Annotated in this window: 10 protein-coding genes; 6 read left to right on the forward strand and 4 right to left on the reverse strand. The window is 67.8% G+C overall.

The annotated features are described in order from the left end of the window. Positions 1–6: 6 nt before the first annotated feature. Both PQB87_RS07700 and PQB87_RS07705 read left to right on the forward strand, forming a co-directional pair. The gene (locus tag PQB87_RS07700; RefSeq protein ID WP_059687290.1) at positions 7–2394 is read left to right on the forward strand and encodes a CHASE2 domain-containing protein; all 2388 of its coding nucleotides are present in this window, start codon (positions 7–9) and stop codon (positions 2392–2394) included. Positions 2395–2431: 37 nt separating this feature from the next. Beyond that, the gene (locus tag PQB87_RS07705; protein ID WP_027787730.1) at positions 2432–3046 is read left to right on the forward strand and encodes a DUF4136 domain-containing protein; all 615 of its coding nucleotides are present in this window, start codon (positions 2432–2434) and stop codon (positions 3044–3046) included. A gap of 60 nt (positions 3047–3106) precedes the next feature. Here the strand turns inward: PQB87_RS07705 and galU are convergent, their stop codons facing one another. Together galU and PQB87_RS07715 are read right to left on the reverse strand one after the other, a co-directional pair. Next, positions 3107–3991: a UTP--glucose-1-phosphate uridylyltransferase GalU gene (galU, locus tag PQB87_RS07710; RefSeq protein WP_059687291.1), complete on the reverse strand. Its 885-nt coding sequence runs from the start codon at positions 3989–3991 to the stop codon at positions 3107–3109. A gap of 87 nt (positions 3992–4078) precedes the next feature. Further along, complete coding sequence (locus tag PQB87_RS07715) at positions 4079–6946, reverse strand: valine--tRNA ligase (RefSeq protein WP_489242784.1); 2868 nt, start codon at positions 6944–6946, stop codon at positions 4079–4081. Between the two features lie 235 nt (positions 6947–7181). On the opposite strand from PQB87_RS07715, the gene PQB87_RS07720 reads away from it, so the two are divergent. Together PQB87_RS07720 and PQB87_RS07725 are read left to right on the forward strand one after the other, a co-directional pair. Next, positions 7182–9545, forward strand: coding sequence for a UvrD-helicase domain-containing protein (locus tag PQB87_RS07720; protein WP_059687293.1), 2364 nt, complete (start codon positions 7182–7184; stop codon positions 9543–9545). Beyond that, entirely contained in the window at positions 9542–10339 is a 798-nt protein-coding gene (locus tag PQB87_RS07725; RefSeq protein WP_048025567.1) for a 5'-methylthioadenosine/adenosylhomocysteine nucleosidase, read from the forward strand. Before PQB87_RS07720 ends, PQB87_RS07725 begins: the two co-directional genes overlap by 4 nt. Positions 10340–10407: 68 nt before the next feature. Here PQB87_RS07725 and PQB87_RS07730 read toward each other — a convergent pair whose 3' ends face one another. Beyond that, positions 10408–11646, reverse strand: coding sequence for an MFS transporter (locus tag PQB87_RS07730; protein WP_021162356.1), 1239 nt, complete (start codon positions 11644–11646; stop codon positions 10408–10410). A gap of 408 nt (positions 11647–12054) precedes the next feature. Between PQB87_RS07730 and PQB87_RS07735 the strand changes: the two genes are divergently transcribed. Together PQB87_RS07735 and PQB87_RS07740 are read left to right on the forward strand one after the other, a co-directional pair. Beyond that, on the forward strand, positions 12055–13728 hold the full coding sequence (locus PQB87_RS07735) for a methyl-accepting chemotaxis protein (RefSeq protein WP_233343524.1): 1674 nt from the start codon (positions 12055–12057) through the stop codon (positions 13726–13728). Between the two features lie 200 nt (positions 13729–13928). After that, entirely contained in the window at positions 13929–14957 is a 1029-nt protein-coding gene (locus PQB87_RS07740) for an EpsG family protein (protein WP_489242785.1), read from the forward strand. 37 nt (positions 14958–14994) lie between these two features. On the opposite strand, the gene PQB87_RS07745 is transcribed toward PQB87_RS07740, so the two are convergent. Beyond that, entirely contained in the window at positions 14995–15870 is an 876-nt protein-coding gene (locus PQB87_RS07745; protein ID WP_014897260.1) for an efflux RND transporter periplasmic adaptor subunit, read from the reverse strand. Position 15871: the final 1 nt, after the last annotated feature.

Below are 15871 nucleotides of genomic sequence, written 5' to 3' on the forward strand. Positions count from 1 at the left end.
CGGCGCATGAAACCCGACTCCGTTTCCCCGCGGCGGCGCCTCGGCCGCCGCTTCCTGATCGAATGGATCGCGATCGGCTGCCTCGGGATCGCGGTGATCCTCGCGTGCGCGCTCGGCCGCCTGTCGACAAGCGTCGACGGCCTGATCTACGACCGGCTGCTGATGCTGCGCAGCCTGCCGCTGTCGCCCGACGTGGTGGTCGTCGACATCGACAACCAGAGCGTGTCCGCGCTCGGCCGCTGGCCGTGGTCGCGCGACGTGCACGCGCGGCTGCTCGACACGCTGGCGCGCGCGCAGCCGGCTGCCGTCGTCTACGACGTGCTGTTCACCGAACCGTCCGCGGAGGATCGCGCGTTCGCGGACGCGATGAGCCGCGTGCCGACCTTCCTGCCCGTGCTGCTGAGCCCTGAACAGGCGGACGGCACGCGCGCGGTCGATCCGCCGGTGGCCGCGCTCGCGGCGCGCGCGGTCGGGCTCGGCCACATCAACCTCGAAGTCGACCGCGACGGTATCGTACGCAGCGTCGCACTGTTCGAAAGCGACGGCCGCGTGCGCTGGCCGCAACTGATGGTGCCCGTGTATCGCGCGATCCAGGGCGGCCGGCTGCATCCGGTCGGCGGCGTGCCGGGCGAGAACGCGCACGACCTGTCGCGCGACGCGGCGGGCGAGGGCCGCTACCTGATCCCGTTCAGTCGCAACACGCCCGCGTATCCGACGCTGTCGTTCGACGACGTGCTCGAAGGGCGCGTGAAACCCGACGCGCTGCGCGGCAAGATCGTCGTCGTCGGCGTGACGGCGTCGGGGCTGTACGACCGCTTCGCGACGCCCGTGTCCGGCGAGTTCGGGCCGCTCGCCGGTGTGTATATCCATGCCAACGTGCTCGACATGCTGGCGACCGGCAGCGCGATCTCGCCCGCGTCGCGCGCCGGGCTGTTCGCTGCGTCGCTGCTGCCGCTTGCCGTGCTGCTGGGCGGCTTCCTGATGCTGTCGCCGTGGCGCGCGCTGCTGCTCACGCTGAGCCTTGCCGGGCTCGCCGTCGTCGCGAGCATGGCGCTGCTGTTCGAGGCGCGCATCTGGCTGTCGCCGGCGCCCGCGATCTTCGGGCTGGTCGCCGTCTACCCGATCTGGAACTGGCGGCGCCTGGAAATGACGATGTCGTACCTGCGCCGCGAGCTGCAGCGGCTCGCCGACGAGCCGCACCTGCTGCCCGAGGCGCCGCGCACGCGCAGCGTCGGCGGCGACGTGCTCGAGCGGCAGATGGCGCTGATGGCGCAAGCCGCGCAGCGCGTGCAGGACATGAAGCGCTTCGTGTGGGACAGCCTCGACAGCATGCCCGAGCCGATCTTCGTGACCGACCTGGCCGGCACCGTGCTGATTGCGAACCATGCGGCCAAGCGCTACGGGTCGCGCTTGTCGCTGCCGCTGCCGGAAGGGCGGCCGCTGCGCACCGCGCTCGGCGAGCTGACGTTCATGAAGACCGTCGACGGTAACGCCGAACACGATTCGGCGATCCGCGAGCACTGGCCGGCCGTGCTCGACCCGACGCTCGAGGCCGAGCACGACGCGATGGCGCGCGGCATCGAGGTGCGCGATCGCGACGGGCTCGACCATTTGCTACGCTACGCGGCCTGCACGAACGCGCAGGGCCGCGTGACGGGCTGGATCGCCGGCCTCGTCGACGTGACCGAACTGCACGCGGCCGAGCGGCATCGCGAGGAAGCGCTGCACCTGCTGTCGCACGACATGCGCTCGCCGCAGTCGTCGATCCTCGCGCTCGTCGAGATCGAGCGCGACCGCGTCGAGACCGACGCGATGCGCGGGCTGCTCGCGCGGATCGAGCGCTATGCGCACCGCGCGCTGTCGCTCGCCGACGAGTTCGTGCAGTTGGCGCGCGCGGAGTCGCAGGCGTACCAGCTCGAGGCGACGAGCCTCGTCGACGTGCTGATCGACGCGAGCGACGAGGTATGGCCGCAGGCGCAGGCGAAGCACATCCGCATCGACACCGACGTCGGCACCGACATGTGCTGGGTGCGCGCGGACCGCTCGCTGATCACGCGCGCGTTCGTGAACCTGCTGAACAACGCAGTCAAATACAGTCCGTCCGACACCGTGATCACGTGTACGCTGGCGGTCGAGCATGCGTCGAAACGGATGTTCTGTACGATTCGCGATCAGGGGTACGGCATTGCGCCGGAAGATCAGCGGCATCTGTTCGAGCGTTTCAAGCGGTTCCATGCCGGCGAGCGGCCCGAAATCTCGGGCTCCGGGCTCGGCATGGCATTCGTGAAGACGGTCGTCACGCGCCATGGGGGCAGCGTGTCGGTCGACAGCGAGGTGGGTGTCGGCACCGCGGTGACGGTGTCGCTGCCCGCGATCGACGAGCCGTCCGCCTGATAGGGCCGGGCACGACGGCAGGCATTTGGGGAAAGCCATGAGAAAGGAATGGGCAGCGGCCGCGCTGGCGGCGTCGCTGTTGACGGGTTGCGCCGGCGTGACGAGCGGCGTGAGTGCGGTTGGGCAGCCGAACGCGTTCGCATCCGATGCACACGGCTACGATTTCGTGCGGACGGCCGCGCAGGCCAACGATGCCGAATACCGGCAGATCGAGACGCTCGTGCGCGACGAACTCGCGCACCGCGGCTTCGATGCGAAACCGCTCAAGGACGCGCGCTACCGGCTGTCGGTCGCCTACGCGACGCAGCCGACGGCGGTCGCGGCCGTCGCCGACCAGTGCGGTGCGGCGAGCAGCGCATGCGTGACCGTCGACGGGCCGTCGCCGCTCGCGCTGCCGTTCGCCGGGAAGGTATACCGCCACGTGCTGACGCTGCGGTTCGTCGACGCGAAGTCGGGGGCCGACGTCTATCGCGTGACGGCGTCGCTGCGCGATCGCGAGCCGGGCACGCAGCAGGCCGCGCCGGCGCTCGTGAAGAGCGCGCTCGCGAAGATGCCGTTCGACGCGGGCAACGGCTGGCTCGTCAAGACGAAAAAAGACGACGCGGGCGGGATGCCGGGCGTCGTCTCGGTGAAGCCGGCCGAAGCGCGCTGAGCGCCGGCCGGTGAGCTGAGGGCGGGCTCGCCGGAGTGAGCCCTTGTGCCCTTGCCGCGTTCAGTCGGCCGGGTGTGCGCCGTCGCGCGCGCGCAGGTACGCGTCGAATTCCGCGCCGACTTCCGCGTGGCGCAGCGCGAATTCGACCGTCGCCTTCAGGTAGCCGAGCTTGCTGCCGCAGTCGTAGCGCGTGCCCTGGTACTTGTAGGCCAGCACCTGTTCATCGGCGAGCAGTGCCTGGATCGCGTCGGTGAGCTGCAGTTCGCCGCCCGCGCCGGGCTTCAGCGCGCGCAGGTGCTCGAAGATCCTCGGCTTCAGGATGTAGCGGCCGACCACGCCGAGGTTCGACGGCGCGACTTCCGGCGCCGGCTTTTCGATGATCGCCGACATCTTGACGATCGACTCCTCCCACTCCTTGCCGTCGACGATCCCGTACGACTTCGTCTCCGACGGCGGGATCTCTTCGACGCCGATCACCGAGCTGTGATAGTGGTCGAACACGTCGACCATCTGCTTCATCACGGGCGGGTTGCCGTCGAGCAGGTCGTCGGCGAGGATCACCGCGAACGGGTTGTCGGCCACGAGCTTTTCCGCGCACAGCACCGCATGGCCGAGGCCGAGCGCTTCCGGCTGGCGCACGTAGAAGCAGTCGACATGGCTCGGCTTGATGCTGCGCACGAGTTCGAGCAGCTTCTCCTTGCCGCGCGCCTCGAGTTCGGCCTCGATTTCGTACGACTTGTCGAAGTGGTCCTCGATCGCGCGCTTGCTGCGCCCGGTGACGAAGATCATCTCGGTAATGCCGGCGGCGATCGCTTCCTCGACCGCGTACTGGATCAGCGGCTTGTCGACGACCGGCAGCATTTCCTTCGGGCTTGCCTTCGTTGCCGGCAGGAAGCGCGTGCCGAGGCCGGCAACAGGGAATACCGCCTTGGTGACTTTCAACATGATCGAACCTTTATTTCTGTAATCGACTTGTCAGACGGTTTATGTTCACGCCCGCATTATAGTGAACGCAAACAACCTTACCCTTTGTTACGCAGGCAACCGATCGAGCTGCGCGCGCAGTTTTTCGAGCGTGCTCTGGAATTCCGCGACGCGCTTCTGCTCCTGTTCGACCACTGCCGGCGGCGCTTTCGCGACGAAAGCCTCGTTGCCGAGCTTCGCATTGCATTTCGCGATTTCGCCCGTCAGGCGCGCGATTTCCTTCGACAGGCGCTCGCGTTCGGCCGCGACGTCGATTTCCACCTTCAGCACCAGCTTGTTCGGCCCGACGATTGCGATCGGCGCGCCGTGCGCTTCCTTGTCGAGCGCCGCTTCGTCCGCGAGGATCTGCACTTCCGACAGGCGGGCGAGGGCCTGGACGTACGGCGCGAACGAGCGCAGGCGCTCGGCATCGCCGGCGGCAAGCAACGGCACCTTGGTTGCCGGCGACAGGTTCATCTCGCCGCGCAGGTTGCGGCACGCGTCGACGATCGCCTTCAGGTCGGCCGCCCACTGTTCGGACGCCTCGTCGATCTTCTGCAGGTTCGCGACCGGGTACGCCTGCACCATCAGCGACGCTTCTCCGTCGGCCTTGCCTTGCGGATAGCGGCCCGCGAGCGGCGCGACCTTCTGCCAGAGCGCTTCGGTAATGAACGGGATGATCGGGTGGGCGAGGCGCAGCACCGTTTCGAGCACGCGCAGCAGCGTGCGGCGCGTGGCGCGCTGCTGTTCCGGCGTGCCGTTCTGGATCTGCACCTTCGCGAGTTCGAGATACCAGTCGCAGTACTCGTCCCACACGAACTTGTAGATGCTGCTTGCGATGTTGTCGAAGCGGTAATCGGCGAAGCCCTTCGCGATGTCGGCCTCGGTGCGCTGCAGCAGCGACACGATCCAGCGGTCGGCCGCCGAGAAATCGAGGTAGCCGCCCGGGCCGCAATCGCCCGCGCCGCAGACTTCCGGCTTGTCGCTGCCGCAGTCGTGGCCTTCGCAGTTCATCAGCACGAAGCGCGTCGCGTTCCACAGCTTGTTGCAGAAGTTGCGATAGCCCTCGCAGCGCGCGAGGTCGAAGTTCACGTTGCGGCCGAGCGTTGCCATCGACGCCATCGTGAAGCGCAGCGCGTCGGTGCCGAACGCGGCGATGCCGTCCGGGAATTCCTTGCGCGTCTTCTTCTCGATCGTCGCGGCCTGTTTCGGGTTCATCAGGCCCGTCGTGCGCTTCGCGACCAGCGTGTCGAGGTCGATGCCGTCGACGATGTCGATCGGGTCGAGCGTGTTGCCCTTGCTCTTCGACATCTTCTGGCCTTCCGCGTCGCGCACGAGGCCGTGCACGTAGACGGTGTGGAACGGCACCTGGCCCGTGAAGTGCGTGGTCATCATCACCATCCGGGCGACCCAGAAGAAGATGATGTCGAAGCCCGTGACGAGCACCGACGACGGCAGGAAGTGCTTCAGTTCAGGCGTTTCGTTCGGCCAGCCGAGCGACGAGAACGGCACGAGCGCCGACGAGAACCACGTGTCGAGCACGTCCTCGTCGCGCTTCAGCGCGCCCGCGTAACCCTTCGCGGTAGCCTGCGCGCGCGCTTCTTCCTCGTTGCGCGCGACGAACACCTCGCCGTTCTCGCCGTACCACGCGGGAATCTGGTGGCCCCACCACAGCTGGCGCGAGATGCACCAGTCCTGGATGTTCTCGAGCCACTGGTAATAGGTGGTCGTCCAGTTTTCCGGCACGAACTTGATCTGGCCGTTGCGCACGACGTCGAGCGACGTTTCCGTGATCGACTTGCCGGGATTGAACGTGCCTTCTGGCGCCGGCTTCGTCATCGCGACGAACCACTGGTCGGTCAGCATCGGCTCGATGACGACGCCCGTGCGATCGCCGCGCGGCACCATCAGCTTGTGCGGCTTCACCGAGTCGAGGAAGCCCGCTGCGTCGAGGTCGGCGACGATCGCCTTGCGCGCGTCGAAGCGGTCGAGGCCGCGATACTGCTCGGGGCCGTTGTCGTTGATCTTCGCATCGAGCGTCAGGATCTCGATCGGCGCGAGGTTGTGGCGCAGGCCGACCTGGTAGTCGTTGAAGTCGTGCGCGGGCGTGACCTTCACGACGCCCGTGCCGAACTCGCGGTCGACGTAGTCGTCGGCGATCACCGGGATCTCGCGGCCCGTCAGCGGTAGCGTGACGAGCTTGCCGATCAGGTGCGCGTAGCGCTCGTCTTCCGGATGGACCATCAGCGCGACGTCGCCGAGCATCGTTTCCGGGCGCGTCGTGGCAACGGTCAGCGAGCCCGAGCCGTCGACGAGCGGGTAGCGGATGTGCCACAGGTGGCCGTTTTCCTCTTCGCTGACGACTTCGAGATCCGACACGGCGGTCAACAGCACCGGATCCCAGTTGACGAGGCGCTTGCCGCGGTAGATCAGGCCCTGTTCATAAAGCGTGACGAACACGTCGCGCACGGCGGCCGACATCTTGTCGTCCATCGTGAAGTATTCGCGCGACCAGTCGGTGGACGCGCCGATGCGACGCACCTGGCCGGTGATCGTCGAACCGGATTTTTCCTTCCATTCCCACACGCGCTCCACGAACTTCTCGCGGCCGAGGTCGTGGCGCGACACGCCCTGCGCGTCGAGCTGGCGCTCGACGACGATCTGGGTCGCGATCCCCGCGTGGTCGGTGCCGGGCACCCACAGCGTGTTCTCGCCGAGCATCCGGTGGTAGCGGGCGAGGCCGTCCATGATCGTCTGGTTGAACGCGTGGCCCATGTGCAGCGTGCCCGTCACGTTCGGCGGCGGCAACTGGATCGAGAAATCGGGGCGGGCCGGATCGAATGCCGGGGCCGCGTAACCGCGCTTTTCCCACTCCGGCCCCCAATGGGACTCGATGGTGTGGGGCTCGAAACTCTTCGCAAGCGTGTTGTCGCTCATGTTGGAAATCTGCCGAAAAATGCGTGAATTGGATGCCGAATCCGACAATTATAAATGGATGCACATCGACCAGCCATCGCCTTGCCGGCGCGAGCCCGTCGCGATGCGGCCGCCACCTGCCGGCAACCTGCCGGCAACGTACCCGCGACGGGCGGTCGAACGGATCGGGAACGGCATCGTCCGGCCGACTTATAATGTCGGGTCCGCATTTTTCTCGCCCGTTCGCTGCCGCTCCATGCCCGACCTGCTCGCCAATCTGAACCCCGAACAACTCGCCGCCGTCACGTTGCCGAACGAACCGGCGCTGATCCTCGCAGGGGCGGGCAGCGGCAAGACCCGCGTACTGATCACGCGCATCGCGTGGCTGATCCAGCAGGGCTACGCATCGCCGCCCACCGTGCTCGCCGTGACCTTCACGAACAAGGCCGCGCGCGAGATGATGGCGCGCCTGTCGGCGATGATGCCGATCGACACGCGCGGGATGTGGATCGGCACGTTCCACGGCCTGTGCAACCGGATGCTGCGCACGCACTGGCGCGACGCCGGCCTGCCGCAGACCTTCCAGATCCTCGACACGGCCGACCAGCTGTCGGCGATCAAGCGGCTGATGAAGGCGGCGAACGTCGACGACGAGAAGTACCCGCCGAAGAACGTCCAGTACTTCATCAACAATGCGAAGGAGCAGGGGCTGCGTCCCGACAAGGTCGACGCGACCGACAACTTCAACCGCAAGTTCGTCGAGCTGTACCAGGCATACGACCAGCAGTGCCAGCGCGAGGGCGTCGTCGATTTCCCCGAGCTGCTGCTGCGCTGCTATGAATTGCTCGCGTACAACGCGCCGCTGCGCGCGCACTACCAGGCGCGCTTCCGGCACATCCTCGTCGACGAGTTCCAGGACACCAACAAGCTGCAGTACGCGTGGCTCAAGATGCTCGCGGGCGGCCAGAACGCGATCTTCGCGGTCGGCGACGACGATCAGTCGATCTACGCGTTCCGCGGCGCGAACGTCGGCAACATGCGCGACTTCGAAGACGAATTCCGTGTGCGCAACCTGATCAAGCTTGAGCAGAACTACCGGTCGCACGGCAACATCCTCGACGCGGCGAACCAGCTGATCTCGAACAACACGCACCGCCTCGGCAAGAACCTGCGCACCGACGCCGGCCACGGCGAGCCCGTGCGCGTGTACGAGGCGAGCACCGATTCGCAGGAAGCCGGCTGGATCGTCGAGGAGATCCGCTCGCTGATCAACACCGGGATGGCGCGCAGCGAAGTGGCCGTCCTGTACCGCAGCAACGCGCAGTCGCGCTCGATCGAGCATACGCTGATGTCGTCGGGCATCCCGTACCGCGTGTACGGCGGCCTGCGCTTCTTCGAACGCCAGGAAGTGAAGCACGCGCTCGCGTACCTGCGCCTGATCGACAACCCGAACGACGACACCGCGTTCGTGCGCGTCGTGAACTTCCCGACTCGCGGAATCGGCGCGCGCTCGATCGAGCAGCTCGCCGACGCCGCGCGCCTGTACGGCTGCTCGATGGCCGCCGCGATTCCGTACGTGACGGGCAAGGCCGGCACGAGCCTCGGCGGGTTCGCGAACCTGGTCGCGAAGATGCGCGCCGACACGCAGCAGATGAACCTGCCCGACACCGTCGAGCACATCGTTCGCGCCAGCGGTCTCGCCGATTTCTACCAGGGCGAGCGCGAAGGCCAGGACCGTCTCGAGAACTTGCAGGAACTCGTGAACGCGGCTACCGCATTCATCGCCGAGGAGGGCTACGGGCTCGACACGCCGGCCCGTTCGATTCCGCTGCGCGCGGGCGCGATCGCGGCCCCGGAGCTCGGCACCGCGGCGGACGATCAGGCGGTCGACGTGCTCGACCCGGTATCGCCTGCCGATCCGGCACAGAACCCCGACACGATGACGCCGCTCGCCGGTTTCCTGTCGCATGCGTCGCTGGAGGCCGGCGACAACCAGGCGCAGGCCGGCCAGGACGCCGTCCAGCTGATGACGGTGCACGCGGCGAAGGGGCTCGAATTCTCGGCCGTGTTCATCACGGGCCTCGAGGAAGGGCTGTTCCCGCACGAGAACAGCGTGCTCGAATCGGACGGCCTCGAGGAAGAGCGCCGGCTGATGTACGTCGCGATCACGCGCGCGAAGGAGCGGCTCTACCTGTCGTTCGCGCAGAGCCGGATGCTGCATGGCCAGACGCGTTACAACGTGCGCTCGCGCTTCTTCGACGAGCTGCCCGAACACGTGCTCAAGTGGCTGACGCCGAAGGTCGAGGCCGGTTCGCGCTGGGGTGGCCGGTCGGACAACGCCGGGTACGGGCGCGACTGGTTCGCGCGGCCGGGCGGCGGCAGTCGCGAGCAGATCGTCGATGCGGCCGTGACCGCGCCGCTGCCGGCGTTCGCGAACAAGCAGCGTGCCGCCGATACCGGTTTCCGCGTCGGCCAGCAGGTGTTCCATACCAAGTTCGGCGAAGGCACGGTCACCGCGCTCGAAGGCAACGGCACCGATGCGAAGGCACAGGTGAAATTCAAGCGGCACGGCGAGAAGTGGCTCGCGCTCGCGGTCGCGAAACTGCAGGCGGTGGAATGACGGGCATCGACAGGGTGGGTACCGCTTCGATTCGACCGCTCGGCATCCTGGCCGCGCTGCCCGAGGAACTCGGCGACCTGATCGCCGCGATGCGCGCCGACGGCGCGATGAAGACGGTCACGCTCGGCCGCCGCGATTATCACGTCGGTACCGTGCACGGCGCGGCCTGTGTGGTGACGCTCGCGCGGGTCGGGAAGGTCGCGGCCGCCGCGACGGTCAGCGCGCTGATCCACGTGTTCGGCGTGTCGGGCATCGTGTTCACCGGCGTCGCGGGCGGTGTGTCGCGCACGGTGCGCGTCGGCGATGTCGTCGTGGCCGATACGCTGCTGCAGCACGATCTCGACGCGTCGCCGCTGTTTCCGCGCTATGAGGTGCCTTTGCTCGGCATCACGCGTTTCGCGACCGACGCCGCACTGACCGCGCGCCTGCGGGCCGCGTGCACGCAATTCGTCGCGGAAGAGGGGGCGCAGTTCGCTGCACGCTTCAGCCTGGCCGGCGCGACGCTGCATGCGGGGCTCGTCATCAGCGGCGACCGCTTCGTGTCGAGCGAACGCGAGGTCGTCGCGCTGCGCGATGCGCTGCCGGATGCGCTCGCGGTCGAAATGGAAGGGGCCGCGATCGCGCAGGTGTGCGCGGAGCACGACGTGCCGTTCGCGCTCGTGCGCACGATCTCCGATACGGCCGACGACCACGCGACGCAGTCGTTCTCGCACTTCCTGTCGGCGATCGCGAGCAGCTATTCGTCCGGCATCCTCAAGCGTTTCCTGACGCTGCATGCGACGACGGCGGCCTGAAGCCGCCGTCGATCCCGTCGATCGGAGCATCACGGCCGCGGCGCCAGCAGGCGCGCCGCGGCCGTTTTTCACGCCTTCTTGCGCCGGCTGCTTTCGAGGTTCGGCAGGAACACCGTCAGCACGCCGATCAGCGGCAGGAACGAGCACACCTTGTAGACGAACGTGATGCTCGTCGCGTCGGCGAGCTGGCCGAGCACGGCCGCGCCGACACCGCCGAGGCCGAACGCGAAGCCGAAGAACAGGCCCGCGACCATCCCGACCTTGCCGGGCATCAGTTCCGTCGCGTAGACCAGGATCGCGGCGAACGCCGACGCGAGCACGATGCCGATGATCACGGTCAGCACGCTGGTCCAGAACAGGTTCGCGTACGGCAGCAGCAGCGTGAACGGCGCGACGCCGAGGATCGATACCCAGATCACGTACTTGCGGCCGATCCGGTCGCCCACCGGCCCGCCGATCAGCGTGCCCGCCGCCACGGCCGCGAGGAACACGAACAGGTGGATCTGCGCGGCCTGCACCGACAGGTGGAACTTGTCGATCAGGTAGAACGTGAAATAGCTGTTGATGCTCGCCAGGTAGAAATACTTCGAGAACACGAGCAGCACCAGCACGCCGATCGCGCCCATCACGCGGCCGCGCGACAGCGTCGGGTGGCCGGCCGCCGCGGCCTTCTTCTTCATCGACGGATGCTTCTTGTACCAGTGGCCGATCTGCGTGAGCACGATCATCGCGACGAGCGCGGCTGCCGAGAACCACGCGATGCTGTGCTGGCCGTGCGGAATGATCACGAGCGCGGCCAGCAGCGGCCCGAGCGCGGAACCCGCGTTGCCGCCGACCTGGAACACCGACTGCGCGAGCCCGTGCTGGCCGCCCGACGCCATCCGCGCGACGCGTGACGATTCGGGATGGAACACCGACGAGCCGCAGCCGACGAGCGCCGCGGCCACCAGCAGCATCGGGAAATTCGGCGCGACCGACATCAGCAGCAGCCCGGCGAGCGTGAAACCCATGCCGACCGGCAGCGAATACGGTTTCGGCCGCTTGTCGGTATAGAGGCCGACGAGCGGCTGCAACAGCGACGCGGTGATCTGGTAGGTGAGCGTGATCAGGCCGATCTGCGCGAACGACAGCGCGAACTGGCTCTTGAGCATCGGGTAGATCGCGAGGATCAACGACTGGATCATGTCGTTGAGCATGTGCGAGAAGCTGATCGCGCCGAGCACCGGGTAGACGGTGCGGGCGACGGGTGGCGCGGAAGGCTGGGTGGCGGCTGCGCCGGCGGAGCCGGTGTCGAGGCTGGTTTCCATGTGAGAGCTGAACGAGTTGAGGTGGCGGGCGCGCTCTGTTGGGGATCGGCGCGTCTTGAATCGTTGCTGCGTCAAAGAAGTGTAATGTGGCGTATCGGGAATGTCCGGACAAGTTTTATCGCGAATCGGACATTCATCCGACGGATCGGTCGATGCCCGCTTTTTTGGCCGGGTATAACGCTGGCGGCACGCCCGGCCCGCAAGCGGGGCGGGCGCCCGGGGCCGGTACGTGGTTTACCGGACTCAAGAAACGGCGGTGGCGGCCGTAGAACGACCCAATGACAACTGGCGCGCCGCGCCCGGCACCGGCTATCCGCCGTGCGGGCGCAGGACGCGCGGCATGGCCAGCCATCGCGGGTACGCCGGGACCGACCTTTCCGGCCGCGTGATCAATACGGGGATATATCGATGAAAGCAGCATCTTTGCGTCCACAGCCCGGTGCGGTCGCCGCCGCACCCGACGTCGTCGCCGGTCGCGCCGCCCGGCGCCCGCGGGCGGCGCGTCGCGAGCGCCGGCCGTGGACCGTCAAGGCGACGTTGCGCGCCGCATTCGCGATCCTGCTCGCCGGCACGCTGGCGATCGGCATGTTTTCGCTCTGGCAGATCAGCCGGCTGAATGCGTCGATCGCGTCCGTCTACGAGCAGGGTCACGTCGCGAGCCGCGCGGCCGAGGAGGTTCGGGCCGAAGTGCTGCGCGCGAGCCGTGCCCAGAAGATGCTGCTGACCGCGACCACCGCGAAGGAACGCGACGAACTGGGCGCCGAGGTGGGCGCGGGGCTCGCGTCGATCGGCCAGGCGCTCGGCACGCTGCAGCGCTATGCGGACCCGGCCGACGTCGACGATTCGGCGCGGCTGCGCGCATTCTCGACGGCGGTCGGCGCGTGGAGCGCGCATCTGCGCGATTTCGTCGCGCTCGTGCAGGCACAGCCGCTCGACCTGTCGCAGATGAGCTGGCAGGTCGGCACGCAGGACGTGTCGCTGCTGGTCGAAACCGGCAAGCTCGAAAAACTGGTCGCCGAACTCGTGAAGACACGCGGCGCGAAGTCGAAGGCGACGCTCGATGCGTCCGCCACCATTTTCTCGTCGTCGTTCGCGATGATCGCGGCGATGACGGTTGCGCTGATCGTGCTCGCGATCGTCATCGCGGAGCGCGTCGTGCGCCGTCTCGCGTCGCAGCTCGGCGGCGAGCCCGCGCATGCGAAGGCGATTGCCGCGGACATCGCGCGCGGCGACCTGACGCGACCGATCACGCTGGGCCGGCACGACCGCGACAGCATGGTGCGTGCGCTGGCCGAGATGCAGACGGGGCTTGCGGCGACCGTCGGCGAGATTGCCGTCAGCGCCGAGGCGATCGCGGCCGCGTCGGGCGAGATTTCCACCGGCAATCTCGATCTGTCCAGGCGCACCGAGCAGCAGGCCGTCGCGCTCGAGCGCACCGCGGCCAGCATGGAGCAGCTCACGTCGACCGTACGGCAGAACGCCGAGAACGCGCGGCAGGCGAGCGCGCTCGCGGCCAATGCTTCGGCCGTTGCGGAGACGGGCGGGGAAGTCGTCGGGCGCGTCGTCGCGACGATGAGCGAGATCGACGACAGCGCGAAGAACATCCGCGACATCATCGGTACGATCGAGGGGATCGCGTTCCAGACCAACATTCTCGCGTTGAACGCGGCCGTCGAGGCCGCACGCGCCGGCGAACAGGGGCGTGGCTTCTCGGTGGTCGCGGGCGAAGTCCGCCTGCTCGCGCAGCGCGCGGCGACCGCGGCGAAGGAGATCCGCGCGCTGATCGGCGCGTCGGTCGAGCGAGTCGCGAACGGTGCGGCGCTCGCGCACGATGCGGGCCGCACGATGGGCGACGTCGTTCGAGCGGTCAAGCGCGTGACCGACATCATCGGTGAAATTTCCGCCGCATCGGACGAGCAGAGCGCGGGGATCGACGAGATCGGCCGCGCGGTCACGCAGATGGACGCCGGCACCCAGCAGAACGCGGCACTCGTCGAGCAGGCGGCCGCCGCGGCGAATGCGCTCGACGAGCAGGCGCAGGCCTTGAAGTCGCTGGTCGGGCGCTTTCGTATCGCGGCCTGACGCGGCCCGAGCGCCGCGCGGTCGCGGGCCGGCCACCCGCGACACGCGCAATCCGACGCTCATCCGCCGATGGGTGACAAAGCCGGCAGTCACGCGCCGCGCGATCCCCTACAATGCGCTTCCACACAGCTGGGGACCAGAACCCGCGGCGCGCGCATCGACACCGGTGCGGCACTGCGCCGAGCGGGTCATGCATAACAATGACAACGACGATTTATCTGAGCGGATACCTGTGCATCCTCGTCTCCGCCGCGCTCGGCATGCGCACGCGCATGCCGCCGTGGCGGTGGCTCGCGGCGGGTATCGCACCGGCCGCCACGTTCGCCGTGCTGCGTGGCCGGACGGGCACCGACACGGCGATTTACCAGGACATCATCGCCGGCATCTGGAGCGGCAACCTGAAGGTCGTACCGCGCACGCTCGAGCCGGGCTTCGTATGGCTCGTGCGCGCGCTCGAATGGGTCGGGCACGACCCGCGCATCGTGACGGCAATCCTGTCGCTGCTGATCGTCATCGCATGTGTCGTCGCGTTCGGGCGGACGGCCGAGGATGCGTGCGTGTTCGCCGCGCTGATCTTTCCGCTGTTCTTCTACGACATGGCGATGAGCGGGCTGCGTTATGGCCTCGCGTTCTGCGCGGCCAAGATCGCGTCGGACGAATGGGCGCGCAGGCGGCATGGCGCGTCGATCGCGCTGGCGGCCGCGGCGGCCGGCATGCACGTGTCGGCGGTGCTGCTCGTCGTGCTGCTTCAGGTGCGGCGGCTGCGCCTGCTGCGTTATGCGGGGCTGGCGGTCGCAATCGGCGGCGTGCTGTTCGCGATGCACCACGACGCGTTGCTGGCGAAGTTCGGACTCTATGCGGCATTCACGCCGCCGGCACAGATGTCGGGCATCGCACCGCTCGTGCTCGCGCTGCTGACCCTCGCGGCCGGCTGGGCGCTGCTTGCCCGCATGCCGCGCACGCTCGTGTTCCTGTTCGCCTGCGAGATCGCGAGTTTCGCGCTCGCGCGGGTCAGCTATGCGGGGCTGCGCTTCCAGTGGCTCGTGCTGTTCGCGATGGGCTGCCAGTTCGTGCCGCTGCAACGCGTGCCGTACGTGCGGCGCCCCTATGTGATCGCCGCACTCGTCGTGATCGGCGCCATCGGCTTTGCGATGCGATTGCGCAACATGATCGGCGAAGCGGGGCTCGGCCCGTCGCCGTTCCTGCCTTACCGGTTCTTCTGGGAGTGACGCCGCCGGGCGGGATGCCGCCCGGCGCGCGTTGCGCTTACGACTTCTTCTGCTTGTCCGGATCGATGATGACCGTGCAGGTCGTACCCGCCGACAGCACCACGTCGGCCGGCACTTCGTCGATCCTGATGCGCACCGGTACGCGCTGCGCGAGGCGCACCCAGTTGAAGGTCGGGTTCACGTCCGCGACGAGGTCGCGGCTTTGCGGGTTGTCGCGATCGTAGATGCCGCGCGAGATGCTTTCGACGTGGCCCTTCATCACGCCGCCGCTCATCAGCCGCATTTCGGCCGGCGCGCCGATCTTCACGCGCGGCAGCTTGGTTTCCTCGAAGTAGCCGTAGACCCAGAACGAGTGGCTGTCGACGATCGCGAGCTTCGCCTGGCCGGCCACTGCATAGTTGCCCTTGAACGTCTGCAGGTTCGTGATGTAGCCGTCGACCGGCGCGACGACGCGCGTGCGTTCGAGGTTGAGCTTCGCGGCATCGAGCGCGGCGATCGCCTGCTGGTACTGCGCATCGGCGCTCGACGCACTGTGCGCGGCGTTCTCGCGGTTTTCCTTCGATACGACGAGCGCATCGAGATCCGCGCGGCGCGCCGCGTCGTCGCGGCGCATCTGCAGTTCCGCACGGCGGGCGGCGACGGCCGCCTGCGCCTGCTCGACCGCGATCTGGTAGTGCGACGGGTCGATCTGCATGATCAGGTCGCCCTTTTTCACGAGCTGGTTGTCATGCACGGGCAGTTCGACGATCGCGCCCGACACGTCCGGCGCGACGTTGACGATCTCGGCGCGCACGCGCCCGTCGCGCGTCCACGGATCGTCCATGTAGTGCACCCACAGCGAGCGCCCGATCAGGATCGCGACGAGAAGAATGACGGCGGTCGCGACGAAGCCGAAGAGTTTTCTGAGAATCATG

This window comes from Burkholderia sp. KL41 (genome assembly GCF_057005415.2).

Bases quoted from the DNA above. Each gene is read 5' to 3' on its own strand.
- galU (WP_059687291.1), bottom strand. From the start codon at position 3,991: ATGTTGAAAGTCACCAAGGCGGTATTCCCTGTTGCCGGCCTCGGCACG.
- PQB87_RS07720 (WP_059687293.1), top strand. From the start codon at position 7,182: ATGCCCGACCTGCTCGCCAATCTGAACCCCGAACAACTCGCCGCCGTC.
- PQB87_RS07725 (WP_048025567.1), top strand. From the start codon at position 9,542: ATGACGGGCATCGACAGGGTGGGTACCGCTTCGATTCGACCGCTCGGC.
- PQB87_RS07745 (WP_014897260.1), bottom strand. From the start codon at position 15,870: ATGATTCTCAGAAAACTCTTCGGCTTCGTCGCGACCGCCGTCATTCTT.
- PQB87_RS07740 (WP_489242785.1), top strand. From the start codon at position 13,929: ATGACAACGACGATTTATCTGAGCGGATACCTGTGCATCCTCGTCTCC.
- PQB87_RS07715 (WP_489242784.1), bottom strand. From the start codon at position 6,946: ATGAGCGACAACACGCTTGCGAAGAGTTTCGAGCCCCACACCATCGAG.
- PQB87_RS07735 (WP_233343524.1), top strand. From the start codon at position 12,055: ATGAAAGCAGCATCTTTGCGTCCACAGCCCGGTGCGGTCGCCGCCGCA.
- PQB87_RS07730 (WP_021162356.1), bottom strand. From the start codon at position 11,646: ATGGAAACCAGCCTCGACACCGGCTCCGCCGGCGCAGCCGCCACCCAG.
- PQB87_RS07700 (WP_059687290.1), top strand. From the start codon at position 7: ATGAAACCCGACTCCGTTTCCCCGCGGCGGCGCCTCGGCCGCCGCTTC.
- PQB87_RS07705 (WP_027787730.1), top strand. From the start codon at position 2,432: ATGAGAAAGGAATGGGCAGCGGCCGCGCTGGCGGCGTCGCTGTTGACG.